The sequence below is a fragment of the Marinibactrum halimedae genome (genome assembly GCF_021234875.1).
Taxonomy (GTDB): domain Bacteria; phylum Pseudomonadota; class Gammaproteobacteria; order Pseudomonadales; family Cellvibrionaceae; genus Marinibactrum; species Marinibactrum halimedae.
In genome coordinates this window covers 114114-135811 of sequence record NZ_JAJQVM010000008.1, presented here as the reverse complement: position 1 = coordinate 135811, position 21698 = coordinate 114114, and the positions used below count along the sequence as shown (strand labels likewise).

Sequence of the window (21698 nt, the reverse complement as noted above, 5' to 3'; positions counted from 1 at the left end):
AAAAATATGCTCTAAAAAATAACAAAAATGAATTCTTAAAATTGAACCAAAATAAAGCAAAAAATAGAAAAGAATTAAAAAGGCATCATTAATGAACATGGCTTTTGCTTCATAATGTCATTTGGCGTATACCTGAATACCCTATGGCGTAAATGGTGCTTGAAAAGCAAGCAGAAACGGCCCACGATATATTCATGACCAATAAAACCATGACCGAAACCTTACCAACTCTCGCCACTCCCACAGATTCCCTCATTGATGGGTTTGGCCGTCGCATCACTTATCTTCGCCTCTCTGTGACCGATCGCTGCGACTTCCGCTGCGTCTATTGCATGGCAGAAGAGATGACTTTTCTACCCAGAGCTCAACTTTGCACCCTAGAAGAATTGGCTAGCATTGGTAAGGCATTTATTGACTTAGGTGTCGAGCGTATTCGAATCACAGGAGGAGAGCCTTTGATTCGACGTGATGTCATCCATTTATTCGAGTCATTAGGTAGCCACTTGGGCCAAAGCGCTCTGCAAGAGTTAACTCTAACCACCAATGGCTCTCGGTTAACCACCTACGCCCAATCTTTAGCCGATGCCGGTGTTAAACGTATTAACGTCAGCCTCGATAGCTTACAGCCAGACCGTTTTCGTGCATTAACCCGAATCGGCGATTTAGACACTGTTTTAAAAGGCATTACGGCCGCCCAAAATGCCGGTATCGAGCGTATTAAACTCAATGCTGTTATCTTGAAAAACCGCAACAGTGACGAAGTTCAAGACCTCGTTCAATTTGCCTTAGAAAATGGGCTGGATATCAGCTTTATTGAAGAAATGCCATTGGGGTCCATCTCCGAACACAGTCGTAAAGAAGAGTTTTTAAGTAGTGAGGCGCTTCGTGAGCGCATCGGCGAGCGCTTTGACCTTTCCCCAATTGGTGTTCAAACCGGCGGCCCTTCTCGTTATTGGGGTATTTCTGGATCGAACAGCCGCATCGGTTTTATTTCCCCTCACAGTGAAAACTTCTGCGGCAGCTGTAACCGGGTTCGAGTCAGCGCCGAAGGGAAGCTTTTATTATGCTTGGGTAATGACCACAGCGCCGACCTCAAAGCCATTCAACGCAATCATCCCGGTGAGCCTGAGCGCCTTAAAAGCGCTATTATTAACGCAATGTCCATCAAACCTGAACGACACCACTTTTCCTTGTCCGATGACGAGCCGCAAGTGGTGCGCTTTATGAATGCAACAGGTGGTTAAGGCCTTTTCAAACAAGATGCTTTCAACAGGAAGTCATTTCACTCAAGAATAATCTGCCCCAGAAATGATTTATAAATAAGATCATGCAGTAAGCTGCCCGGAGAGCTTAATTCCACCAGGCATTGGCCGATACTATTCACAAGGACCGTTGAGCATTCATCTTCAACAGGCATTCCCATAGAGACAAAGCGTGTCATAACGCTTCACCACTTTCCTTTTGCTACGGTTGAGCCATCGTGGAAATGAGCATAGAAAACGAAAACAAACGACTTCGCGCCATTGTGCAACAGCTCCTAGATCGCATCGAAGAAAACCAGCGGATTCAAGAGCACTTTCACCAATTCGAATTCAAATTACTGTCCGCCACTGGCCTGCAAGATCTCTTGCATCTATTGCTCGATGACGCCTGTAGACACTTCAGGCTCGCCTCGTCCAGCGTATTTTTATTGGATGAAGATGGATCACTAGAAGGACTCATTACCTCATTGGGTATAGATCACTACCAGAGCCGATTACAGCTTCGCTCCAGTCCAGAGTTTTACGAAAAAATCTACACAGGCGAGCCCCGTGTGACATTACAAGAGGTTGATGTGCTGACCTCAACACGGCTGTTTCCGGGGGCCCCGAATGTCGGTAGCGCCGCTCTATTACCCCTAATAAGGCAGCATCGCTTGGTTGGCAGCCTTCACCTTGCCAGCTCTGAAGCAACTCGGTTCACCCCTGACAAATCCGCCGATTTTCTCTCACACCTCAGCTCATTGATTGTGATGTGCTTGCAAAACAGCATTTCTTGGGAGCGACTGGAACTGCAAGGACAATTAGACACACTGACAGGTGTTGGCAATCGGCGCTACTTTGATCGAGCCATGGAACAGGAACTCGACCGCGCCAATCGCAATCATGGCCACCTCTCCTGCTTATTTATTGATGCAGATCACTTTAAGCATATTAATGATACCTTCGGACATATGGCCGGCGACCTCTGCCTCCAATTCCTAGCAAAACGCATCGGCCAGCAACTGCGCAAAACGGATATCTTATGTCGCTATGGTGGCGAGGAATTCATCGTTCTCATGCCGGGAACCGAGTCCAAACAGGCAATACTGATTGCCGAACGGATTCGACATGCGGTAGCACAAGAGTCACTCACTATGGGTGAGCAAACTATTCCTCTTACGGTCTCAGCCGGAGTGAGTACATGGAAAGCCCGCAAAACCAAACAGGTTCTCACCCCCGAGGAGCTATCGGAGAACGGTAAAGCCTTAGTGGAACGAGCAGACAAAGCCATGTATGCCGCAAAACAAAATGGACGAAACTGCGTAGCAGTCGAAAAGTAAACCTAACGACATACCTCCAATGACATAACCCCAATGACATAACCCCACTGGAATAACTCAATAACAGTGCTCTCACCCAATAAGTGTGATCACTTTTTAATCTAAAAAAACATTGATCCGACCATGACAATGTAATTATGATACCGGCGCGTAGGCAGTGACGACTCAAGAAACACCAATATTGGGTAAAGGTAGGCTGGAAAATAGCGCTCTAAAAGGATTTCATAAGCCTATAAATTTAGTAACATGAACTATCTCAACGTATTTGGTTATAAGATTCGTTAGTTTGCCAACGATACAATTGAGGTTTATTAACACGCTTGCCAAAAACCCATTCAGTTGTAAGTATCTCTATGCAGGATTGTTTAATCACTCAAAGCACCATTGCCATGAGCCGTTTCTTTCACGCACGCCACGGAACACGGGTAGGATCATAAGGAATGAATTCATCTAAACCTTTCTCTTCATCATTCATCGCTGTGGCATTGGCCATTATTCTGGCGTTGCTGTCGGCCGAACTCATTGTTCGTGTGGCCGTCACTTCTCCTTCTATTCAAACTTTTGACCCTGAACTGGGCTATCGTTATCTTCCCAACAGCTGGATCATGCTTGGGAAAGAAGGATGGGCTTACAATAAAACCAATGAGTTGGGCTTAATTGATCAGGCCGTCTCCCCCAGCAAACAGCATGTTGTGGTATTAGGCGATTCCATTGTGGAATCAAAACAAGTGCATTATACCGACTCGTTTGCGGCCCACATTGAGCAGACTTTAAATGAAATTGAGATCATTAATGGCGGGCATTCTTCATATAATCCGTCCCATTACCCGCTGGTTTTACAACGCATAAAACAATCGTCCAAGCCGCAGCTGTCTATCTTATTTTTACACCCAGGTGAGATGATCGGTTTGGTTTCTGGTGCGACGCAATTAATAAGAGACGAAAACGGGACTCTCATAGACATCTTGCCGAAAGTCTCCAGCGCCGACCAAATCAAGAAAAAACTAGAACCCTTTATGCAACACTCGGCTCTGTTCACCCATTTAATGAGAAAACTTAAACCCATCGCTAACGATGCTATAAGCGATTATCGTGAAAGTGTTAGAAAGCTGAAATACGCATTTTCATCAGAAAACACTGCCCTCACACAATCAGCGCCTACTCTTGATATTGCCAGCTTGATTGTCTCTGATGGGATCGACCGTTTAGCCTTAATTTTGGAAAAAATTAAACGAGAAAGTGATGGCCAGCTAGTTGTCGTCTTTTATGACAACATTCAGTTTTTAGAAAATGGAAAGGTCTCTCTCACAACCGACTTAAACGAGGGTGATGCCTTTAAGGGTGCCGCCCAAATCGCTCAAGTCCCGGTATACGACCTAACCCCCACTCTTGTTCAGCACTATCAAACAACGAAAGAGTTACCATTGGGATTTCATAATTTAATTCCAGGTGACGGGCACCTAAATCCCATTGGCCACAAAGTCGTTGCGGATGCATTAGTTCCCATTATTCAAGAACATCTTCTTATCCAAGGAGTGGCACAGAAGTGATCTTTACCTCTATTGCTTTTTTGATTTTCCTATCCGTTCTGCTTGCGTCTTTTATTATCGCTCGCGGTAATACCACCAGAACCTATCTTCTTCTCATCGCCAGTTATTTCTTTTACGGCTGGTGGGATTATCGTTTCATGCTGCTGCTGTTTTTTGCCAGCTTCACGGCTTGGTGGCTGGGCAATAAAATGGTCGAAACCAACGACCCGCTAAAAAAGAAACGGTATTTACAACTGAGCTTGGTGATCAGCTTAGGCACCTTAGCCTTTTTCAAATACTTTAACTTTTTTGTCGGCAGCTTTTATGGTGTGTTGGGTATTGAGAAAAGTGTCTTTTGGGAAATCACGTTACCCGTTGGTATCTCATTCTATATTTTCCAGGCCGTCAGTTATTCCATAGATCTGTACAGAGGTAATATTTCCCATTGCCACTCTCTGACCAAGTTCTTGTTATACGTTTCGTTTTTTCCTCAACTGGTTGCAGGGCCTATTGTGCGAGCAGTGGACTTTTTGCCTCAATTGGATAAAGACATCCGTATCCGCAAGGAAAACGTCATTGTCGGGGCACAGTTATTTTTAGGCGGCGCCATTCAAAAAGTCATCTTCGCCGACACTTTACGTCAATTTGCCGACCCCATATTTGCCGAACCCACCCTGTATTCTGCCGGCACGTTATGGTTGGCCATGCTCGCCTTTGCAGGTCAAATCTTCGGAGACTTTGCGGGCTACTCCCTAATGGCCATTGGTATTGCTCGGATCTTCGGCTTTGAACTCCCCGAAAACTTCCGTATGCCTTACATTTCACGATCAATTACGGAATTTTGGCGACGCTGGCATAAATCCCTTTCTTTCTGGCTGCGTGATTACCTGTACATTTCCCTCGGTGGTAACCGTAAAGGACTACATCGCACTTACTTTAATCTTATCGCGACCATGGTTCTCGGAGGACTTTGGCATGGGGCCAGTTGGAATTTTGTGCTCTGGGGCTTTTTACACGGAATGGCTTTAGCCATTCATAAACTCTGGGAAACCACATCTATCGCCCGCACCTTTAAATCCAATTTACCCACAGCAAATGCGTTGTTTGGTTGGAGCCTCACATTTTTGTTTGTCTGCCTGTTATGGATTCCTTTTCGGGCGGAAACCTTTGAAATTTCGAGCCAGTTCTTACAAGGCATGTTCACTTTTCAACAAGGCATCCAGTGGTATCACACTCCGAGCTTAGCCATTTTTGCATTATTATTTATTTGGCATAGCTTATACATCATTAAGGCGAAGCCTCTCATGTCTTATCCTGATGTCGGCATTACCCGCTTCCATACTGCCTATGCGTTATCAATCACCACATTGATGATTGTCATTTTCGCACCGGAAGATGCTTCTCCTTTTGTCTATTTTCAATTCTAATAGGTTTCAGATTTAATCATTTTCAAAGACACCGTTTCTCAAGGCTTAATGCATTAATGTATTAAGCCTTGTACGTCACCACGAGATAGGCCACCAGAGGTTTTTTCCCCGTATTAGAGATAATATGATCCATATCCGCTCGATAATGGGCCGAGTCTCCGGTAGTGAGTTTGCAGACATCCTCTCCAGAAGTGACTTGGGCATTACCTTGAGTAATCGTCAATAATTCTCGTGTTCCCTCAAAATGCGGGGCGCTGGCCAAACTGGCATTGGGCCCTAAACGCAGCTCATAAAACTCAACATTCTTCTCCATGTGCATCGGCGACAACGTTCGAATATGGCAGTCATCGTCAGAGCGAAACAAATTTTTTGGATCATCGCCATGCACCACCTCGATACTGGGGTTATTGCCCGGCACATCTACCAGCTCACCAATAGAAATACCAAAGGCCTGCGCAATACGAAACGTAACAGCAAGCGTCGGGTTAGCTTGCCCCCTTTCAATCTGGCTTAACATAGAGCGGCTTACCCCTGAGGTGGCCGCCAACTGATCTAATGTCATTTTATGTTGCTTTCTTAGCTGGGCCACACGCACACAAAGCACTTCGCTTGCTGCATCACCCGCTTTATCCATTTCATTCTGTTTCATTGGCACACCCAATTTGTTCCTCACTGGTTAGATTAACCGTTTAACATACAGCAATAATTTTCCATCATATTGGAATAAAATCTTGCATTAAGGAATTCACAAATCTACTATAGCGGAATTATTTCTTATATAGAAAAATTTATTGGATACGGCTGTTAAATAGACACCTTCGATGCATAAACATCTTAGATGCGCTCATGTGACACACAAGCTCTACATTCCAGGTACTTAAGACAATGATTTACCCCTGCTATTGGTTTTCTCGCTTTTCATTTGAACGAATGTGCTAGAAGCACCGCTTACCCCTCAACAACGCATTCACCCAAGAAAACAGCGATAACACAGCCATGCATAAAATCATTGATTATTTTGTAGCACCACAAGACCCCATTCTGGGTATTCGATCAACTAACTGTGTCGATAAGTTGAACGTGAACAACTGGCGAACCAAAGCTACCGTCCAAAACACCGATGTAGATCGTTTGTATGTCTATGTCACCACCGCCAGTGAAATCCACTACGGTCAGCGTTTCTACTGCGTCAAATCCTTTAGCCTCAATCGCCAACAAGAAATTTCACAGCAACTGTTTACCTCAGCCGAAGAAGCAGTGGCGTTTGCTAATCAGTAGTGTCAACCCATCAGTGGCCGCCACAGACCTTTAATCGAAAGAGAATTTCCGCCCATGAAAGCGCTAGTAAAAAAAGAAGCGAAACCTGGAATCTGGCTAGAAGAGGTTCCAGAACCCACCATTGGTATCAATGACGTACTGATTAAGGTAAAGCGAACCGCCATTTGTGGTACAGACATGCATATCTACCACTGGGATGAGTGGGCATCACAAACCATTCCAACACCCATGGTGGTCGGCCATGAATTTGTGGGCGAGATTGTCGAAGTGGGTTCGAACGTCATTGATTTTAAGCCTGGTCAGATCGTCTCTGGTGAAGGCCATGTGGTGTGCGGACGTTGCCGAAACTGTATGGCGGGCCGTCGACACCTTTGTGCCCATACCAGCGGTATTGGTGTAAACCGCCCTGGTGCTTTTGCAGAATACGTTGCTTTGCCAATGTCGAATGTCTGGGAGCATCGTCCTGGTATTGACCTGGATATTGCTGCGTTGTTTGACCCACTAGGTAACGCTGTGCACACCGCCCTACAATGGGACCTACTCGGCGAAGATGTTCTCATTACCGGCGCCGGCCCTATTGGCGCCATGGCCGCAGCAGTGTGCCGACATGCCGGTGCTCGCAATGTCGTGATTACCGATATCAACCCAGAGCGTTTAGCACTCGCAAAGCAGTTGGGTGCTACCCGCACCGTCGATGTTCGCAATGAATCATTAGCCGACGTTCAAAAAAGCCTCGGAATGCAAGAAGGCTTTGACATCGGCCTCGAAATGTCTGGCAATGCCCACGCCTTTAACGATTTACTGAGCAGTATGTGTCATGGCGGTAAAGTGTCCATTTTGGGCATTCCCACCAACGATACCACAATCAATTGGAATACCGTCATTTTCAATATGCTCACGCTGAAAGGAATTTATGGTCGGGAAATGTACGAAACTTGGTACAAAATGTCCGTGATGATCGAATCTGGCTTAGACATTTCTCCTGTCATTACACACCGCTTAAACTTTCGTGAATTCGAAACCGGTTTCCAAGCCATGAGCGATGGCATTGCCAGCAAAGTGATCTTGAACTGGGAGGAATAAACGCAAGTTATTCCTCAGCATGAGCCATCAAAATATTAACGACTAAAATTAACTACTGAGTAGGGTGAGCATGTACGGTCGATTCCAAGAGCATTTACAGCAAGAACTCCACGGTATTAAAGAAGCCGGGCTTTACAAAAGCGAGAGACAGATCACAACCCCCCAAGGGTCTAACGTTGGGGTGAATGGCGAGCAGCGAGTCTTGAATCTGTGCGCCAACAACTACCTAGGGCTAGCACAGCACCCAGCAGTGCAAAAAGCGGCCGCGCAAGGGCTAGCAGAGTGGGGCTATGGAATGGCGTCTGTACGCTTTATTTGTGGCACCCAGTCTCTGCACAAAACACTGGAAGACAAACTCAGCGAATTTTTAGGCACCGAAGATACCATTCTTTATCCCTCCTGCTTTGATGCGAATGGCGGTTTATTTGAAGTATTGTTAGGTCCAGAAGACGCGATTATTTCTGACGAACTCAACCATGCCAGCATTATCGATGGTGTACGCCTCTGTAAAGCCAAGCGCTTCCGCTATCGCAATAGCGACATGCAAGATTTGGAAGCCCAGCTCGTGGCTGCTGATGAAGCCGGTGCACGCTTTAAGCTCATCACCACTGACGGTGTCTTCTCAATGGATGGTTACATCGCTCGATTAGATGAAGTGTGTGATCTCGCAGAGAAGTACAACGCCATTGTTCATTTTGATGACTGCCACGCCACCGGCTTTGTCGGTGCCTCCGGCCGAGGTACTCATGAGTTTCGAAATTGTATGGATCGCGTAGACATCATCACTGGTACATTGGGTAAGGCGCTAGGCGGTGCCAGCGGCGGTTATACCGCTGCCCGTAAAGAAATTGTTGATTTACTTCGTCAACGTTCCCGCCCCTATTTATTCTCTAATACCGTCGCGCCGCCGGTTGTCGCAGGGGCACTCAAAGCGTTAGAGCTCGTCAATGACAATACATTGAGAGAAAAACTGACTCACAATACCGAGTTCTTTCGTGAAGGATTAAAAACACTTGGCTTCGATATATTGGAAGGCACACACCCTATTGTGCCGGTCATGCTGTATGACGCTCAAGTGGCTGCCAAATTTGCAGAACTAATGCTCGATGAGGGTATATACGTCGTCGCTTTTTCATACCCCGTTGTTCCGAAAGGCAAAGCAAGAATTCGCACTCAAGTGTCTGCTGCATTGTCCCAGGAAGAATTGGAATTCGCTTTAGAAAGCTTTGGCAAAGTAAAACAAAAGCTGGGCCTATAAATCTACTGATAAATTAGAAAAGGGCGCCCATTGATTTATACCCCAATGACGCCCATTGATTTTCATTGTATAAACTATTGTATAAACGATCGCATACCCAATTGAAAAAAGCGCCCGCCAAAACAGTACGCCACCCCACCTCTTTAGTTAATAAATCACCTTTGTCACTTTTCATCGAACAATCATATTCAGCGATTAAAATCCTATAAATACTTAAATAAAATACTCAAAATGATCGAATTTCACTCATCCGAAGGTTTTCATAAGGAAAACGAAGTATTTGCTAGAATCTATTGTGGTTGAGTTCATGAATCTTAATTACAATTGTGACATCTTTTGAAGACCAAATAGGCACGTCAGTCTCGCCATGCGTATTGCATTGCAAAGGTTATTTCTGGAACCTCTGTGCTTGAAAACGGTCATCCTTACGCCTGACATTACACGAAGCAAATGAAGGCCGCACGCCAACGTCGTTGACATTCAGGTGCCATGCCCAGAAATATCTCTTAATTCGACGAACGAGGTTCGAACCACCTTCGAACAGAGAAAACAGCCCGAACTAACGCATTAAATTCAACAATTTAAATGAAATAGTGATGCTCTGTTGGCACAACCGACGGGTGAATTACTAAAGGGAGTTACAATGACCGACAACCGACCGCAGAATATGGCTCCAGCCAATACTGAGGCCCCTCGAACCAATCGCAAAACCTACTTAGGATTAGCTGCCGCTTTCATTGGCGGTATTGGTATTATTTTTGCGATGTCAGCGCTCAAAGAACACCCTGAGCCGGAACCCGTTGTTGAACCACCGCCGCCCAAAGTCACTACCATCAGCGCCACCCCCAATGAAGAACAACTGACCATCATGAGTCAGGGTGCTGTCATTCCCGTTCGACAAATCAGCGTGATTGCTGAAGTCGCAGGCAGAGTCACTTCCATTTCAGACCATTTTGAAGTGGGCGAATTTTTCAATAGTGATGAAACCCTGATCTCTATCGACGCTCGTGACTATCATGTGGCCTTACAACAAGCTGAGTTAAGCTTAGCCCAAGCGAAAGAACAACACGCCATGGAAAAAGGCGAAGCCAGCCAAGCCAAAAAACAATGGCGAGATGTCGGTAATAAGGAAGCAAACGCCCTCTTCTTACGCAAACCCCAACTTGCCAGAGCCAAAGCCTCTGTCGTCGCCGCTGAAGCGAATGTTCAACAAGCAAAATTAAACGTGGATCGCACACAACTGAGTGTGCCATTTAACGGTCGTGTATTGAGTAAACGTGTTGACGTGGGCCAGTTTGTCACTGCAGGGACTGTTTTAGCAGAAGTGTATGGTACCGATGCGGTATTTGTACGCTTACCCCTCACGCAACAGCAAGCGGCAAAGGTGAATTTACCATTAACACCTCAATCGCAAGAACAAACGGAAACCGACTTTCCTAGTGTCACCTTAAAAGCCGCCTATGGTGATGAATTTTATGACTGGCAAGGGCGTATTGTCCGCACCGAAGCCTCTCTGGATACACGCAGCCGTGTAATCTACGCGGTAGTTCAAATCGACAATCCTTATGCGCCCGCTGAAGAAGGCACACCACCTTTGGCAGTTGGTATGTATGTCTCTGCGGAAATCGAAGGCAAGCACATTCAAAATGCCTATCGTCTACCTCGCACTGCACTGTATAAGAATGACCAGGTTTTATTGGTGGATGACAATGACCAATTGGCGATTGCCAAAATCAACGTCGAAGAATACCGAGACGACCAAGTTATCGTGACTGGGCTGGAAAAAGGCCAACGTATTATGGTCTCCAAGTTACCTCAAGTGATCGCAGGCCTCCCTGTCACTCCGGTAGATGAGGCGAATATCGCCACTGTAGAATCTAGTCAAACGCCCATCACCGATAATAATCAAAAGGAAGGGTAACGCTCGATGAAAGGAACACTCGGTTGGTTTATTGATAACCCTGTTGCTGCCAACTTATTGATGGTCATCATCATGTTCGGCGGGCTAATGGGAATTTCATCCTTAAATAAAGAACTCTTCCCTAATGTGGTGCCTAATGTCATCGAAATTTCAGTCCCCTACCCTGGCGCAGGGCCTCGTGAAGTCGAAGAGCAAATCTGCATCAAAATTGAAGAGGCTATTTACAACATTGAAGGCATCAAGCGTTTACGCTCTTATGCCCGTCTCGGCAATGGCCGGGTGGTAGTCGAAGTCGAATCGGGTTATGACCTGCAACAGATTTACAACGACATCAAAACCCAAGTGGATGCCATTGCCACTTTCCCTGGGGATACCGAACAACCAGTCATCTTCCAAGGCAAAAATCGCACTCGTATTTTACGAGTCGCTCTCGCGGGTAATATTGGTGAAGCGGAACTGAAAGCGTTTGGTACTCAAGTGCGTAACGAACTTTCAGAACTGCACAATGTGGACGTCGTTGAACTCAGAGCCACTCGCCGAGACGAGATCGGTGTGGAAATTTCTGAGTTTGAGTTAAGACGGCATAACCTTTCCTTTGACGATGTGGTGGATGCGATCCGTCAATCCTCCATCAACATTCCTGCCGGAGTGATCCGCTCCGAGGCCGGCGACTTTCAGCTTCAAACACAAGGACAAGCCTATACCGCTCAGGATTTTGAGCAGATTCCGCTGATCACCAATAACGATGGAACCCGTATACTCATCGGCGACATCGCAACGGTGACGGACGGTTATGAAGACATCAACCGCTATGTCAGCTTCAATGGTAAGCAGGCCGTCTTTGTGGATGTGTTCGGGGCGGAAGACCCTGACATCATTAAAACTTCTGAAGCGGTCAATGAATACGTCGAAAAGCTGAAAAAGCGCGCACCGGAAGGTATTGAAGTCAGTGTCTGGTCTGACCTGACGTTTATGTTTGAGGGCCGGATGACGCTTTTGGCCAACAACGCCATTGGCGGGCTGATTTTAGTGTTCTTAATCCTGATGCTCTTTTTGCGCCCCAAACTCGCTGTTTGGGTAGCCGTCGGCATCGGCACCGCCTATATGGGTGCACTCTGGGTACTGCCTTACGTTGGCGTTAGTATTAACATGCTCTCCATGTTCGCCTTCTTATTAATTCTGGGCATCGTAGTGGACGATGCAATCATTGTGGGCGAAAGCATCTACACCCAACAGCAAAATGGCGTTTTGGGCAAAACCGGTGCTCTCAAAGGGGTAAACGGCGTTTATAAACCGGTCTTATTCGCTGTTATCTCCACCATGGTTGTGTTTATCCCTATGCTTTTCCTACCTGGGGACGCCTCCAAATTTTTATGGAGTATTCCGGCAGTCATTATTTGTTCATTAGCCTTTTCGCTTATCGAGTCTTTCTGGATTCTGCCATCCCACCTCGCCGGCATGAAGCCTGTTAAGCCTGCGAAGAATACTTTGCGGCTGTTATTCGAGCGTGTACGGGAGAAATTCAGCGGCGCACTGGATGTATTTGCTAAAAAAATCTATTTCCCTGTGCTGGATAAATCCCAACGCCACTATCCCGTTACGCTGTTGTTGTTCATCATGGCCTTTGCTATTTCCATTTCGTTGATCAAAATTGGCTATGTCAAAACGACCTTCCAATCCAACCCACAAATGGACTGGATTCAAGCAGAAATCACCTATCCTGATGGCTACCCACAACAAAAGTTTCTGGAAACCATTCGTCGTATTGAGGCCTCCGTACCAGAAATGCAGCAAGACCCAGAACTGTTAGAGCGCGGGTATGGCGATAACTTTGTGCTTCATAACCTAACATGGGTGTCCGGCAGTAAAGCCTGGGTTGTTCTAGAACTCAGCCATAACAGCGAGTTGAACCTAGATTCTGGTTTTATCGCCGAGCGCTGGCGAGAGTATATCGGCGAGCTGCCTGAAGCGGAAAAGTTCATGCTCGGTTATACCGCCAATGGCGATGACAGCGACCTGGCCATTGATGTTTTTGCCTACGACACTGATGTGCTTGCCGCTGCCTCAGCTGAACTGCAAGAATTACTTAGGGCCTACCCTGGTGTGGATAACGTGCGTGACTCTTTACAAACGGCACGAGATGACATCGATATTCGTTTGAAGCCCCAGGCTGAGAACATGGATATCACCTTACGTGACGTGGCCCGCCAAGTCCGACAAGGCTACTTCGGTACTGAGGCACAACGTGTACCTCGCCAAAACGAAGATGTTCGCGTAATGGTGCGCTATCCCGAAAGTGAGCGCAGCACACCCGATTTTATTGATCAAATTCAGTTACGCTCTCAAGTCAATACCGAAATCCCGTTTGACCATGTGGCGGTGGCAGAATTTGTGCCTGGATTTACCCAAATTGAACGTACAGACCGACGCCGTAGCATCGAAATCACAGCAGATATCCAAGAGGATGTGACCAGCACTCAATACGTCATGAAAGACATTCTTGAGCGCAATAAAGAAGCACTAGAAAGCAAATACCCCGGCTTAAAAGTAGGCGCCGGTGGCGACTCCCAAGAGCAGGCCGAGTTTATGGTTGCTTTGGTACAAGCCTTTGCCTTTTCGGTGCTGATTATCTACGTATTGATGGCCATTGAGTTTAAATCTTACTTGAAGCCACTGGGCGTACTTTCAGCCGTCCCTTACGGCATGATGGGCGCTATTTTTGGCCACTGGATGATGGGCTTTGCCGTCGATATTGCATCTTACTTCGGTATCCTTGCGGCAGCAGGTGTGGTCGTTAACGATAACCTGGTTCTCATAGACCGAATTAACCAGCTACGCGCCGAAAAAGTGCCAGTACATCAAGCACTATTGCAAGCCGGTCGAGATCGCTTCCGTCCAGTCATTCTCACCAGTATTACGACCTTTATTGGTTTAGTTCCGATCATGCTAGACAACAGCATGCAGGCGCAATTCCTCATCCCTATGGTGGCATCGATTGCCTTTGGTATTTTGTTCGCTACCGGCGTTACCTTGCTGTTTGTACCAGCGATGTATTTAGCCGGTGCGCGAATGCAATACCATATTCTGAGAATACGAGGGAAAGACACTGGCGATAATAACATCGAGGATGAATCTGATTTTGGTCAGCAAGAAGCGAACTGGGCGAGAAATTAACGTCTATCCCTATTCTAAACTGGCTTTTATCTAAATTAGCTTTTACCGGAATTGGCACTTATTGAAAAGGCGGCAAAAAATGCCGCCTTTTTTATTTTACATTTCATCCCAATACAGGAAATTCTCCTCAAAACGCCTAGACAATTGAAATCGGGAAGAACACCCCTAAATACCCATTAACGTAACGTCTATGCTTGCCCATAAGTCAGTGAATCACGACAAGTACAACAATATAACGATCAAGATGCACTCAGTTTAATCATAAATCGAGCTTCGAATGACAAACCCTAACAAAATTGCAGTACTCGGCGGCGGCAGCTTTGGCACCGCCATTGCCAATATGGCCGCCACCAATGGAAATACCGTCTATCAATGGATGCGTAATGAAGAACGTGCTAAACAATGCCAGGCACTCCGAGAAAACCCTTTTTATCTTCCCGGCTTCCCGCTGCATGAAATGTTAACCATCACCCACGACTTACAAACTGCCATTACCGATGCTGCATTGGTGTTTGTCTCTATTCCAAGCCAGTCATTTCGTTCAGTGGTTAAATTGATTCAACCTTATTTATCAAAAGACACGGGTGTTATTAGTACAGCAAAAGGTATTGAACCTGAAAACTTCACATTGATGAGCCAAGTACTGGAGCAAGAATTACCCGATCACCCGATTGGCGTACTCAGCGGCCCCAACTTCGCAAAAGAGATTGTTGTGAACCAACAAACAGGCACCGTCATCGCCAGTGAATACGACGCATTGATTACACTCACCCAAAAAGCCTTAAGCTCGGGCACTTTTCGGGTTTATGCCAATCATGATCGTTATGGTGTTGAATTAGGAGGCGCCCTTAAAAACATTTATGCCATTGTCTGTGGCATGGCTGCGGCACTGGGTACTGGCCACAACACTCAAGCAATGTTATTAACTCGCAGTTTGGCGGAAATGAGCCGACTTGCCCAAGTCCTCGGTGCAAACCCAATGACATTTTTGGGGCTTGCGGGAATGGGTGATTTAATTTTAACGTGCACTTCTGATTTAAGCCGGAATTATCGTGTGGGCTATGCGGTAGGTTCTGGTAAAAGTTTAAATGAAGCGATCACTGATATAGGTCAAGTAGCAGAAGGGGTAAATACCGTAAAACTCGTTAAAGAAAAGGCGGAGTCATTAAATGTCTATATGCCGTTGGCCACAGGATTATACGCTATCTTATTTGAGTCCCGCCCCGTCATTGAAGTCGCCCAACAATTAATGCAAGGTGAACAAAACTATGACGTCGAGTTCAGTGGAAAACTCTCAAATGAACCTTCAACCTCATTATAATTTCACAGAAATAGGTCCTCATGAATACATCGACTGACTCCACTATTAAGCACAACCTTTTATCGAGTAAGCCATGGCTTCGATTAATTTTTATGCTGCTCTTTTTAGGGATTTTACAAATTGCCAGCATTGTCATCAGTGGTGTTATTGCGTTGCAGTTTTTATTTTCTCTTTTTACCGGAAAACCCAGCACTACATTAACGGTATTCGGTGGTCAACTGAGCCAATACATTTATCAAGCACTGGCTTTTTTAACTTATCAGTCCGAACAAAAGCCCTATCCATTCGATGAATGGCCTGAAGAAAATGTGAGCTCTCGTGAAAAGGTTCCAAATTGGTCACTCAATAACTTCTTACACTGAAGCCTAAGACCAAGAACGTTCAGAGTGGCCATGAAGACTGCTAACATCTAACCATTACGTTTGGCATAGCAAGATCAATAACAGATTCTCTCAGGCGAGTTTTTAAGGTGAATGGTATGAAACTTTTCATTATGAGGCACGGCGAAGCAGAGGCTCACGCTGCTACAGATGCACAGCGTCGCCTGACAGAAAGAGGAAGAGTAGAAACAAGCGCATTATTAGAGCGCTATCAAGAAGTGCTTGGAGATATCTCAGAGCTATGGGCAAGCCCTTATATCCGGGCTCAGCAAACAGCGGAAATCGTGACACAACATGTGCCCTCCCTAGCACAATCACATACATCTCCACTGCTCGTGCCCGACGGTAACTTAAGGGTTCTTCTCAAGGCGTTAGAGGAGGCAATGCATACTGACCCCACTCGCCAAATTATCTTAGTCAGCCATCAACCACTGGTAGGCACCTTAGTGGACAGTCTGGCAGGACTTGAGCCAGGTGCTTATCGAATGGGGACCAGTGCGTTGGCCTGTTTGGAGTTTGACTTTCTAGCGCCGGGTTGCAGTAACTTAATGTGGCTTCATCAACCCAATTAACCATAGAACCAATTGACTATAGAACCAATTAGCCACAAAACCTAGGCAAACACCTAAGATATTTAAACGAAAAAAGCCGCAGTGGTTTCCCACTGCGGCTTTTCTGAATTTGTTGCATCCCTTGACCTTGCTTGGTCGGTAACTTTCCTTATTGCCTCCTAGCATTTTATCCTTGTGCTATCCCGCACTATTGATGCTGACACTTCGACCTTCGTGGTCTCACCTATCCCTTGCAGCTATCCCTATCCTTTCCAATCCATTGGAAAATACGCCAGTGTGAATTCATCCTTGTCGCATCCTGCCAAGTTATTCCTTAAGCAACGTCCTGTTAGTGAGTTTATCCGTAAACTGAATTCCTTCGCTAATCCCTTAGCGCTTTACCTTGCTCCTTGTCCTTGGTAATTGTGTCCCGACATTCCTTGCCTTTCCACCGCTCCTGCGACAATTCATTTAGGAGCATCCTAGCTCTACAAAACCAACCCTGGTCTAGACACCTTTCCGAACTCCGTGTGCTTATCCCTTTCCCTTGATGCTATCCGTGCATCCTCATCCTTGAATCCTTTTCCTGTCTACTTCGATATCCTTATCAACCTGTAAACCTGAACATCCTGTTCGATTGTCATCCCTAATCATCAAGCACTCCGTGTTGCCTTCCTTTCGACTCCTGTCGTGCCTTCCCTGAAGATCTTCCGTGAGGCCATCCCTGATTTTCACCAATCCTTGGTGTTGGGTGTCAGTTTTGTGGGTTGCTTCCTGTAACCCCTCAACTTGGTAATCATTATGTCGAAACACGCACAGTGTGTATGTAGGACATGCCGGAGAGTTTTGTAGGAAATATCTCACAAGTCTTCAGTAATCTCGGCAGAATAAACATGGAGCGTTAATACTCGCCCATCAAGAAAATCTCACCTTATATTGAGTAGCTCTTTGATTTATTTTATTTTTTCTAAAGCCAACTGTGTTTGACGGCGACTGAAATCGGTCCTTTTATGATGTGTAGGCATCCACCCTGCCAAAAATCGTTCAAAATCAGCCCACGCTAATGGCAATAATTGTCGCCATTCTTTTACTATCTCATCCACTATTTCAATATCATCCGCCGCTTCACCAGAACAGATATGTGGATGATATGCACCCATAGCACTTTTCAGAGCATCAAAATACGCATCAATTAATTGCTCTACGACAGCCTCTTCGGGGAAGCCCTTCGACATGCTGCCAATCAGGTAGATAAGGTCCTGAACCCCAACACCGGCTCCAACATATTGAAAATCAACGGCTGCCACCGTACCACTTTCCGATACACAAAAATTGGCTAGCTTCGCATCACCATGAACCAATGTTTTGTATTTCGCGTTGTGCAGGGTTGAATCAATGGCTTGTGCAGCGTCTTTTAACAAACCTTCAGGCATGGCCGCCCATTCATCTGGACGCGTCTCTAAATGCCAATACGTCCCTTTTCCCCATAAACCAACCGGAGAAGCACCAAGAAAGCGTGCATGAAAATGAGCCAACCACTGAACACACGGTAATACTGCGCTGGCATCCGCCTCGGCTAGACGTAAATAAAACCCTTGTGCGTCTAAATCTTCCAACACCAAAAGATCAGAAGGCCTGCCCTCTCCAAAGAAATGATTACCAACCTCATAGCACCTCGGCACACGACACCGATCATCACACTGTACAGACCAATGCTGATACCAGTAACGTTCAACCTCGTAGCTCTTCAGTTTTCTTGCATGAGATAACCCGCCGCCCCAACCTCGAGGGTGTTTTACCTCTTTTGGGGGAGAAATACGTTTAACTATAACGGATGAGTCATCACTCAGAGTTAGCCGATCCAAAGCGCCGTAACCACTCCATAACGTATGCAACGTAGTTACTTTTGCCTTCTCCAGCTCATCTTTAGAAAGGATTAATTTTACAGCCACGCTCGTATCTCAATACAAAGGTATCTCAATAAAGTACAGTTACGATAAATACACCAGACAACTTCTGGAAATAAGATCACTAATTACACAACCCAACTAGACTGTGCATGATTGTACTCTGTCATAACGTCAAAAAAATTAGTGAACATTAAGTTAGTTACTATTCACATACATTAGCCAACTTCGAAAACAATGAATCCAAACATCAACCCTGACTTAGCATTCTCACTCGGTGAACTCACTCTCAAAGCCAAGCAATGGGGAAGCCATTACCCCAATAAAATTCTCGCATTGCATGGGTGGCTGGATAATGCCGGAAGTTTTAACGTCTTAGCGCCTCTGATTCAAGCGCACATTATTGCAATTGACCTTGCCGGTCATGGCCAGAGCGATCACAGACACAGCCTGAGGCCCTACCACCTGTGGGATGATGTCGCCGATGTCTTTTCTATTGCCGATCAATTGGGGTGGAATTCATTTGGGCTGCTAGGACATTCTCGTGGCGCGATGATTTCAACCCTCTCGGCTGGTACCTTTCCAGAGCGAATTGAGCATCTTTGGCTTATTGACGCCATTTGGCCAGAACACAAAAATCCGTCTGAAGCACCTGATTTTCTCGCTACCGCCATTCGCAGCTTACGCAATATTGAGCATCGCAGCCCATCGTTATTTCCAACCAGAGAGCAGGCAATTACAGCCCGAGCGCAAGCGTCTTTTCCAATCAGTAAAAGCGCCGCCGAGCACTTGGCAGAACGAGGTTTAAAAGTATCACCCAAAGGAGCGTATTGGTGTGCCGATCAAAAACTTCAATTGCCTTCAGCGATCAAACTATCACGAGATCATATCCATGCCTTTGTAAAAGCGGTAACAGCACCTATTACACTGATACTGGCCGAAGGGGGTTTAATGGATTTGTACCCAAAAACAAAAGAAGAGCTCGCCTATTACCCGGAAATTCATTTGAAGACCATGCAAGGCGGGCATCACTTACACATGGAAGACGCCAGCAAGGCAATCGCAGAGCTAATAAACTCTAACCTACGTGCCGAGGAGCTCACGTAAATAGATACGATTCCATACATACAGAACCAACGAATAAGACGTTGACGAGGAGAAAGGGTGAATATCTTCACAACAAAAAACAATAACAACATTAAACACACAATTACGACAGAGCAAAAACGCTATGGTTTATCACAGTGTTTGCAGGCACTCACTCTCATAATGGCCCTTGTAACGTCAGCTATGGCGTCTACATCTTTGGCTGCACAAGCTACGCTTTCCTTACCCATGAGTGACCACAAAGTTACCGATAAGGTTGAAAAAACAGGCGTATACGAACTCGCTCTTGGACCAATGATGAACGTTAATGGTCGCTGGCAAACCGAGAGAAGTGAAAAACTCACCGGTGTTTTAACAAGAACGGTATACGAATTAAATAACGTTCGGGACATCGGCAATGTATTCAGTGACTGTTTGACCTACTTGCAAGACCATAATGCTGACCCACTCTACCGCTGTAAAGGGCACAATTGCGGCAGCAGCGGAACGTGGGCAAATGACCACTTTGGTCAACGCAGCTTGTATGGCCTGGAACAATACCAGCACTACGCTGCGGTACAACTTCGTTCTGAGTCTGCGACAACATTTATCGCGCTGTATGGAGTGACTCGGGGCAACCGTCGCAGTTACTTACTTGTGGACGAGTTCACCAGCACACTCACATCTACCTCCTCTTTGCTTCCCCAAGCCGAAACTTTAGAAACTTATTTGAAAGAACAAGGGCATATTCGTGTGCCGCTTTCACTTGACGGGACAGAAGCCAATATCAGTAACGAATTTATTAAAATCTTGGCACGAGCACTCAAACAGGCACCAACATTAAACATCGTCATTGTGAGCAGCGATTATCGTAGTAAGAAGCTTGAAGACAACATCAACGCCTCAACTGAGCTTGCCAAGAAAACCATGACCGCTTTGGAAGAACAGGGCGTTAACACCTCAAGGTTAAAAGCCCACGGCATTGGTAACCTTCAACCCAGAATTCATGCCGAACTCGAAACCCATTTAGAGCCCATTCCCGACATCAACCTTTGGGTGCTGCGTATCCAGTAAATTGAAACATCGTACCTTGATTCGCACTCTGATTCGTTCTCAGGTTCTTTCACAAGGTGTAATCCTCTACACTAGCGCGCCATAAACTGAGACAGATTCAGTACTGCAACACTATTCACTTAATGTATTTAGTAACAAAGAGCAATCGAAGTATGGTTATAGAACGTCGAGAAGCCATTCTTGAAGAATTAATTACCGTAAAAGACTGGGTGCGCTGGGGTGCCACTCGATTTACCCAAGAACAAGTCTTCTTCGGGCATGGCACCGACAATGCCTGGGATGAAGCCCTGCAGTTATTGATGCATGTTACCTCTCTGCCCTGGGACTTGGTATCGACCATTTTGGATACTCGGCTTACCCATGACGAACGCAAACAAGCATTAAACTTCATTCAAGATCGTATCGACACTCGCAAGCCAGCGGCCTACCTCACAGGCACTGGCTGGTTTTGTGGGCTGCCCTTTACCGTCAACGAGCATGTATTGGTACCTCGCTCCCCCATTGCCGAATTGATTGACCAACAATTTGAGCCGTGGTTGAGACTCCCTCCAGAGCGCATATTAGACCTCTGTACAGGCAGTGGCTGTATTGGCATTGCTTGCGCCTATGCCTTTCCAGAAGCCTGGATCGACCTCAGTGACATTTCAGCCGAAGCACTGGACGTTGCCTGGCAAAATATTCATCAACATGAGCTGGATGGTCGAGTACAAGCCATCGAGTCTGATCTCTTCGAGCACTTAAAAAACCAGCGTTACGACCTCATCGTCACTAACCCACCTTATGTAGACGCTGAAGACATTGCCGATATGCCAGAAGAATTTCACTGGGAGCCACAAATTGCGCTTGCCTCAGGCCATGATGGCTTAGACTTTACCCGTCGTTTACTCAAAGAAGCTCACGATCATCTCACCGAAGAAGGGCTATTGGTGTGTGAGGTGGGAAACAGCTGGCCAGCCTTAGAAGCACTCTTACCCGAAGTGCCGTTTATTTGGCCAGAATTCAGCCGAGGTGGACATGGCGTTTTTATTCTGAGCCGACACCAGCTACAACAATGTTATGATCATCTGTCCGCCGAGTTCAATTAAGTCGAAGCGGTCACCTAAACGTGTGTACAAAAATAAAAGTCAT

The 21698-nt window shown here is 46.1% G+C and carries 18 protein-coding genes; 15 read left to right on the top strand and 3 right to left on the bottom strand.

The features are described 5' to 3' along the window. The first annotated feature begins 194 nt into the window (after nt 1-194). From moaA to LU351_RS06775, 4 genes are all read left to right on the top strand, one after another. Complete coding sequence (gene moaA / locus LU351_RS06790) at nt 195-1244, top strand: GTP 3',8-cyclase MoaA (RefSeq protein ID WP_232593307.1); 1050 nt, start codon at nt 195-197, stop codon at nt 1242-1244. 242 nt (nt 1245-1486) lie between these two features. Continuing rightward, nucleotides 1487-2581, top strand: coding sequence for a GGDEF domain-containing protein (locus LU351_RS06785; protein WP_232593306.1), 1095 nt, complete (start codon nt 1487-1489; stop codon nt 2579-2581). Nucleotides 2582-3021: 440 nt separating this feature from the next. After that, nucleotides 3022-4131: a hypothetical protein gene (locus tag LU351_RS06780; protein WP_232593305.1), complete on the top strand. Its 1110-nt coding sequence runs from the start codon at nt 3022-3024 to the stop codon at nt 4129-4131. Next, nucleotides 4128-5537 (top strand): MBOAT family O-acyltransferase, encoded by a 1410-nt coding sequence (locus LU351_RS06775; protein WP_232593304.1) that lies wholly within the window; start codon nt 4128-4130, stop codon nt 5535-5537. Before LU351_RS06780 ends, LU351_RS06775 begins: the two co-directional genes overlap by 4 nt. A gap of 61 nt (nt 5538-5598) precedes the next feature. Here LU351_RS06775 and LU351_RS06770 read toward each other — a convergent pair whose 3' ends face one another. Continuing rightward, entirely contained in the window at nt 5599-6186 is a 588-nt protein-coding gene (locus tag LU351_RS06770; RefSeq protein WP_232593303.1) for a helix-turn-helix domain-containing protein, read from the bottom strand. Nucleotides 6187-6533: 347 nt separating this feature from the next. Here LU351_RS06770 and LU351_RS06765 point away from each other — a divergent pair, with 347 nt between their 5' ends. From LU351_RS06765 to LU351_RS06755, 3 genes are all read left to right on the top strand, one after another. Next, nucleotides 6534-6815 (top strand): hypothetical protein, encoded by a 282-nt coding sequence (locus LU351_RS06765; protein WP_232593302.1) that lies wholly within the window; start codon nt 6534-6536, stop codon nt 6813-6815. A gap of 54 nt (nt 6816-6869) precedes the next feature. Then, nucleotides 6870-7898: an L-threonine 3-dehydrogenase gene (gene tdh, locus LU351_RS06760; RefSeq protein WP_232593301.1), complete on the top strand. Its 1029-nt coding sequence runs from the start codon at nt 6870-6872 to the stop codon at nt 7896-7898. A gap of 70 nt (nt 7899-7968) precedes the next feature. Next, nucleotides 7969-9156 carry a glycine C-acetyltransferase gene (locus LU351_RS06755; protein WP_232593300.1) on the top strand — a complete coding sequence of 396 codons (1188 nt, stop codon included), beginning with the start codon at nt 7969-7971 and terminating at the stop codon, nt 9154-9156. A gap of 13 nt (nt 9157-9169) precedes the next feature. Here LU351_RS06755 and LU351_RS06750 read toward each other — a convergent pair whose 3' ends face one another. After that, complete coding sequence (locus LU351_RS06750) at nt 9170-9331, bottom strand: hypothetical protein (protein WP_232593299.1); 162 nt, start codon at nt 9329-9331, stop codon at nt 9170-9172. A 468-nt stretch (nt 9332-9799) separates the two neighbouring features. Between LU351_RS06750 and LU351_RS06745 the strand changes: the two genes are divergently transcribed. The 5 genes from LU351_RS06745 (at nt 9800) to sixA (ending at nt 16524) form a co-directional block, all read left to right on the top strand. Beyond that, a complete protein-coding gene (locus tag LU351_RS06745) occupies nt 9800-11077 on the top strand; it encodes an efflux RND transporter periplasmic adaptor subunit (protein WP_232593298.1) in 1278 nt (425 codons plus the stop codon). A gap of 6 nt (nt 11078-11083) precedes the next feature. After that, complete coding sequence (locus tag LU351_RS06740; RefSeq protein WP_232593297.1) at nt 11084-14251, top strand: efflux RND transporter permease subunit; 3168 nt, start codon at nt 11084-11086, stop codon at nt 14249-14251. A 277-nt stretch (nt 14252-14528) separates the two neighbouring features. After that, nucleotides 14529-15572, top strand: a complete 1044-nt coding sequence (locus tag LU351_RS06735; RefSeq protein WP_232593296.1) for an NAD(P)H-dependent glycerol-3-phosphate dehydrogenase — start codon at nt 14529-14531, stop codon at nt 15570-15572. 20 nt (nt 15573-15592) lie between these two features. Next, complete coding sequence (locus LU351_RS06730; protein WP_232593295.1) at nt 15593-15934, top strand: DUF4389 domain-containing protein; 342 nt, start codon at nt 15593-15595, stop codon at nt 15932-15934. A 116-nt stretch (nt 15935-16050) separates the two neighbouring features. After that, nucleotides 16051-16524 carry a phosphohistidine phosphatase SixA gene (gene sixA, locus LU351_RS06725; RefSeq protein ID WP_232593294.1) on the top strand — a complete coding sequence of 158 codons (474 nt, stop codon included), beginning with the start codon at nt 16051-16053 and terminating at the stop codon, nt 16522-16524. A gap of 932 nt (nt 16525-17456) precedes the next feature. On the opposite strand, the gene LU351_RS06720 is transcribed toward sixA, so the two are convergent. Then, nucleotides 17457-18455, bottom strand: coding sequence for a phosphotransferase (locus LU351_RS06720; RefSeq protein ID WP_232593293.1), 999 nt, complete (start codon nt 18453-18455; stop codon nt 17457-17459). Nucleotides 18456-18647: 192 nt separating this feature from the next. Here LU351_RS06720 and LU351_RS06715 point away from each other — a divergent pair, with 192 nt between their 5' ends. The 3 genes from LU351_RS06715 to prmB all read left to right on the top strand — a co-directional run bounded on the left by LU351_RS06715 (nt 18648) and on the right by prmB (nt 21655). After that, entirely contained in the window at nt 18648-19517 is an 870-nt protein-coding gene (locus LU351_RS06715) for an alpha/beta fold hydrolase (RefSeq protein ID WP_232593292.1), read from the top strand. Nucleotides 19518-19574: 57 nt separating this feature from the next. Beyond that, nucleotides 19575-20570, top strand: coding sequence for a DUF4892 domain-containing protein (locus tag LU351_RS06710; protein WP_232593291.1), 996 nt, complete (start codon nt 19575-19577; stop codon nt 20568-20570). A gap of 152 nt (nt 20571-20722) precedes the next feature. Beyond that, a complete protein-coding gene (gene prmB / locus LU351_RS06705) occupies nt 20723-21655 on the top strand; it encodes a 50S ribosomal protein L3 N(5)-glutamine methyltransferase (protein ID WP_232593290.1) in 933 nt (310 codons plus the stop codon). Nucleotides 21656-21698: the final 43 nt, after the last annotated feature.